The following is a 4,924-nucleotide window of genomic DNA, read 5'->3' as shown; positions in this document are numbered from 1 at the left end:
CCCAACCCGATGGTCACGGTGTTGACCGTGGGCGAACGCGCCGCCGACCTGATCAGGGCCGAGCGGTAGCCCGGCGCCGAAAGCGCTCGGGCACGCGTCCCGAACAAGCGACCAGGCCGCACCGCTAAGGCCGACCGCCGCGGCGCGGCCGATCACAAGGAGCGACCCTTCCGATGAACTCTCCAGCAGAGTCCACCGCACAACCGCATAACGACAGCACCGATCCCCGGATCTCCGTCCGCAACCTGTGGAAGATCTTCGGCAAGAACGCCGGATCGGTGATCGGTACCGACCTCGCGGAACTGGACCGCGAGACCATCCGCAAGCGCACCGGCGCCACCGTCGCCGTGCGCGACATGTCCTTCGACGTGCATCCCGGCGAGACCTTCGTCGTGATGGGCCTGTCCGGTTCGGGCAAGTCCACCCTGGTGCGCTGCATGACGCGGCTGATCGAGCCGACCTCGGGCACCATGAGCCTGGACGGCGAGGACATCGCCGCCTGCTCGCCCCAACGGCTGCGCGAGCTGCGCCGCGGCAAGATGGCCATGGTCTTCCAGCACTTCGGTCTGCTGCCGCACCGCCGCATCATCGACAACGTCGCCTATGGCCTGGAGGTGCGCGGCGCCTCGCGCGCGCAGCGCTACGAGCGCGCCCGCGAGATGATCGAGATGGTCGGCCTGGCCGGCAACGAGGACTCGCGCCCCGGCCAGCTCAGCGGCGGCATGCAGCAGCGGGTCGGCCTGGCCCGCGCACTGGCCGTCGACCCCGAGGTGCTGCTGTTCGACGAGCCCTTCAGCGCCCTGGATCCGCTGATCCGCCGCGACATGCAGGACGAGGTGCTGCGGCTGCAGCGCGAGCTGCACAAGACAGCGGTGTTCATCACCCACGACCTGTCCGAGGCGCTGAAGGTGGGCGCCCGCATCGCGATCATGCGCGACGGCGAACTGGTCCAGACGGGCACCCCGGAGGACCTGGTGGGCAGCCCCGCCGACGACTACGTGCGCGACTTCGTCAAGGACGTCTCCCGCACCGCGGTGCTGACCGCGCGCAGCCTGGCGCGCCCCGCCCGGCCCGGCGAGGCCGAGGACGGCCCCGCCGTACCCGCCGACACGGTTGTGGACGGGATCGTCGCGCCGCTCGCCGAGGGGACCGCCCCCGTACGCGTCACCGGTGCCGACGACACCGTCCTGGGCTATGTGGGCCGCGAGGACGTGCTTCGGCTGATCGCCGGGGACCGCTCCGCGGACGCCGCCACGGCGGCCGGGGGGCAGCCGGAGTCCGGTCGGCCCGGCGGGGCGCCCGGCGACCCGGTAGGGGCGTGACCATGACCACGGCACGTCCCGCTCCCTCCGCACCGGCGGAAACCGCCGCCCCGTCCCCGTCCGGCCGCGCGCCCGCCGGCGGCGCCGCCCGCCGCTCCCGCGGCACCGCCTGGCTCGCCAACCGCTGGGTGCAGGCGGCCGCCGCGCTCGCCGTGCTGGCGGCCGGCTACGCCGTAGCCCGCGCCCTCGGCACGCCCGCGTGGCTGGGCACCTTCCCCGACGCGACCGGCCAGTGGCTGATCGCCCGGCTGGACGGCGTCTACACCTGGATCGTCGCCAACCGCAACTCCAGCCCGCTGTTCCTCTACGGCCTCAACTACGTCTCGGTGGGCCTGGGCTCGGCGGTCGTCCTGGTCAACCAGGCGCTGGTCCTGCTGACCTGGCCCGGCGTGGTCTTCCTGGGCACCCTGGCCGCCTGGCGCGTCGCCGGGTGGCGGGTGGCGCTGCTGGTGCTGGCCACCTTCGCCGTCTTCGCGCTCATCGGGCTGTGGAACGAGGCGATGACCACGCTCGCGCTGATCACGACCTCGGTGCTGATCGCGCTGATCATCGGCATTCCGCTGGGCATCCTCGCCGGTCGCAGCGACGGCTTCCACCGGGCCGTCCGCCCGGTGCTGGACTTCCTGCAGATCATGCCGGCCTTCGCGTACCTGATGCCGATGCTGCTGCTGTTCGGCATCGGCAACCCGGCCGCGGCGGTGGCGACGTTCGTCTACGCCGTACCGCCCGCGGTGCGCATCACCGCGCTGGCCATCCGCAACGTGGACGCCGGCGCGGTCGAGGCCACCACGTCACTGGGCTCCACCCCCTGGCAGATCCTGACCAAGGTGCAGCTGCCCATGGCCAAGCGGACCATCCTGCTCGGCGTCAACCAGACCATCATGCTGGCGGTGTCCATGGTCGTCATCGCCTCGGTGATCGGCGCCGGCGGGCTGGGCGACGCGATCTACCAGGCGCTGTCGAAGGTCAATGTGGGCCAGGCGGTCGAGGCCGGCGCCGCGATCGTGCTCATGGCCATCGCGCTGGACCGGGTGACCGGCGCCGCGGGCGACGGGACCCGCACTCCCGTGCTGCCCCCAGCCTGGCGCCGGTGGGCGCCCGCGGTCGGCCTGGCCGCCGCGGCCGCCGTCGTCGCCGCCGCGCGGCTGGCCGGGATCGAGGGCTGGCCGCCCGCCTGGTCGGTCAGCGTCTCCGGCCCGATCAACACTGCGCAGCAGGCCGTGCAGTCGGCCATCGGCGACGCCACGGGCGCGTTCGGCGACCTGCTGCTGGTCGGCGTGCTCAACCCGCTCAGCGCGCTGCTCACCGGAGCGCCGTGGTGGCTGGTCGTGCTGGTCGCCGCCGCGCTGGGCGCCATCTTCGGCGGGTGGCGGATCGCCGCCACCGCGGGAGCGGCCGTCCTCGCGACCGGCCTGCTGGGGGTGTGGGAGAACAGCATGGACACCCTCTCCCAGGTGCTCGTCGCGGCCGCGGTGACACTGGCCGTCGGCGTGGCGGTGGGCATCCTGGCCGCACGCAGCGACGTGCTCGCCGCGATCCTGCGCCCGGTGCTCGACGCCATGCAGACCCTGCCGCCGTTCGTCTACCTCATCCCCGCGGTCGCGCTGTTCAGCGTCGGCCGGGTGCCGGCGCTGGCCGCCTCGGTGGTCTTCGCGCTGCCGCCCGTCATCAGGCTGGTCAACGACGGCATCCGCGGAGTCTCGGCCCCCGCGGTGGAGGCCGCCGTCTCCCAGGGCTCGACCGGCGGGCAGCTGCTGACCAAGGTGCAGCTGCCGCTGGCCCGGTCGTCGCTCCTGCTGGCCGTGAACCAGGGGATCATGATGGTCCTGTCCATGGTCGTCATGGGCGCCCTGGTCGGCGCCGGCTCGCTCGGCTACGACGTCGTGTTCGGGCTGAAGCAGAACCAGCTCGGCCTCGGCCTGACCTCGGGCCTGGCCATCGTGTGCCTGGGAATCTTCCTCGACCGCGTCACTCAGGGAAGGAGGAGCCATGCGTGAGCGCAACCCCGACCGGCGCCGCTCCACGGTGGTGGCGGCCCTCGCCGCGCTGTGCGCGGTGGTGCTGCTGTCCTCGTGCGCGGTGCGCACGACGTCCATGCTGCGCGACCCCAACACCGTGCGCATCGCGCTCAACGGCTGGGTGGGCTACGAGGCCAGTGCCGCCGTCCTGTCCTATCTGCTGGAACACGAGATGGGCTACCAGACGCAGCTCATGCGCATCGACGAACAGCCCTCCTGGCAGGCCATGGACCAGGGCGCGGTCGACGTGATCGTGGAGAACTGGGGCCACGAGGACCTGATGGAGCTGTACGGGCCCCAGGGCAACGGCACCGTCGTCGACGGCGGACCCAACGGCAACAAGGGCACTTTGGGCTGGTACGTACCCGAGTACCTCGTCGAGGAGTACCCCGACATCGACACGGTCGAGGGCATCAAGAAGCACGCCGAGATCTTCGCGACCTCCGAGACCGGCGACAAGGGCCAGTTCCTCGGCGGAGACCCCGGGTTCGTGACTCAGGACCAGGGGATGATCAACCACTTCGACCTGAACCTGGAGATCGTCTACGCGGGCTCCGAGGCCGCCCAGATCACCGAGGTGCGCGAGCGCTACAAGGCGCGCGAGCCGGTCCTGTTCTACTTCTACGAGCCGCAGTGGCTCTTCGAGGAGCTGGACCTGGTCCATGTCGACTTCCCCGACTACCACGAAGGGTGCGACGCCGACCTCAAGGACGTGGCCTGCGACTATCCGTCCTACGACCTGAACAAGATCTTCCGCAAGGGCTTCGCCGAGGAGGGCGGCCCGGCCTACCGCATGCTGGACAGCTGGCAGTGGACCAATTCCCAGCAGAACGCGGTGGCGCGGATGATCGCCCAGGAGGGGATGGACCCCGACGAGGCCGCCGAGAAGTGGGTCCGCGCGAACCCCGACGTATGGCAGGACTGGATCCCGGCCGAGGCGCAGGGGTAGCCGACACGGACCCCCGCGCGTCCGCGCCCGCGCCCGCGTCGCCGACCGGGCGAGCCGGGCCGCCGCACGAACGGGGGCGGGAGATGCCGCGGCACCTCCCGCCCCCGTCGACGTCTCCCGGCACCGGCTCCTCCGCCGCCGGCACTTACGGGCCCCGGCTACGGGCACCGGCCCGCCTCCCGTCGCCGTTCAGCGCTCGTAGCGGCGGCGCCGGCTGACCCAGTAGACGTTCAGGCCCGCGGCGATCGCGCCCGCCGTCAGCACGACGGTCAGTGGGGCGGAGCCGAGCACGACGGCGGCCAGCACGGCGCCCGCTACCAGCACCGCCAGCCCGAAGACCGCCAGGATCAGGCGGAACAGCAAAGGGCTGGCCGGGCGGTCGTGGCTGCCCATCGGGCCCTTCAGCACACCCCGGCGCCGCTTGCACTTGCCATCACGGTCTCGTCGCATAATCGGCCGCTCATGTTAGCGGGAGGTCCCGTCCGCTCTCCGGCCGCCCCGCCCCGAACCCGGCGGTGCCGGGACCGGCAGAGGGGCCGGACGAGCGGACGGGCCGGACGCACGCCTCAGGGAACGGCAAGAACCACAGCCACGCCCCTCAGGGCGCCCCGGAGAACCACAGCGGCACGTGCCCC

At 72.3% G+C, this 4,924-nt stretch carries 4 protein-coding genes; 3 read left to right on the top strand and 1 reads right to left on the bottom strand.

The annotated features are described in order from the left end of the window. Positions 1–173: 173 nt before the first annotated feature. The 3 genes from ABEA15_RS21040 (at position 174) to ABEA15_RS21030 (ending at position 4,289) form a co-directional block, all read left to right on the top strand. The gene (locus ABEA15_RS21040; RefSeq protein ID WP_345558470.1) at positions 174–1,322 is read left to right on the top strand and encodes a quaternary amine ABC transporter ATP-binding protein; all 1,149 of its coding nucleotides are present in this window, start codon (positions 174–176) and stop codon (positions 1,320–1,322) included. Between the two features lie 2 nt (positions 1,323–1,324). Continuing rightward, positions 1,325–3,319: an ABC transporter permease gene (locus ABEA15_RS21035; protein ID WP_344148950.1), complete on the top strand. Its 1,995-nt coding sequence runs from the start codon at positions 1,325–1,327 to the stop codon at positions 3,317–3,319. A 97-nt stretch (positions 3,320–3,416) separates the two neighbouring features. Then, on the top strand, positions 3,417–4,289 hold the full coding sequence (locus ABEA15_RS21030; protein WP_425579428.1) for an ABC transporter substrate-binding protein: 873 nt from the start codon (positions 3,417–3,419) through the stop codon (positions 4,287–4,289). Between the two features lie 189 nt (positions 4,290–4,478). Here the strand turns inward: ABEA15_RS21030 and ABEA15_RS21025 are convergent, their stop codons facing one another. After that, positions 4,479–4,739, bottom strand: a complete 261-nt coding sequence (locus ABEA15_RS21025; RefSeq protein ID WP_345558466.1) for a hypothetical protein — start codon at positions 4,737–4,739, stop codon at positions 4,479–4,481. Between the last annotated feature and the right edge of the window lie 185 nt (positions 4,740–4,924).

Source organism: Streptomonospora halophila, assembly GCF_039542725.1.
In the GTDB taxonomy this organism is placed as follows: domain Bacteria; phylum Actinomycetota; class Actinomycetes; order Streptosporangiales; family Streptosporangiaceae; genus Streptomonospora; species Streptomonospora halophila.
This window is presented reverse-complemented; position numbering and strand designations above follow the sequence as displayed.

Bases quoted from the DNA above. Each gene is read 5' to 3' on its own strand.
- ABEA15_RS21040 (WP_345558470.1), top strand. From the start codon at position 174: ATGAACTCTCCAGCAGAGTCCACCGCACAACCGCATAACGACAGCACC.
- ABEA15_RS21025 (WP_345558466.1), bottom strand. From the start codon at position 4,739: ATGCGACGAGACCGTGATGGCAAGTGCAAGCGGCGCCGGGGTGTGCTG.
- ABEA15_RS21035 (WP_344148950.1), top strand. From the start codon at position 1,325: ATGACCACGGCACGTCCCGCTCCCTCCGCACCGGCGGAAACCGCCGCC.
- ABEA15_RS21030 (WP_425579428.1), top strand. From the start codon at position 3,417: ATGCTGCGCGACCCCAACACCGTGCGCATCGCGCTCAACGGCTGGGTG.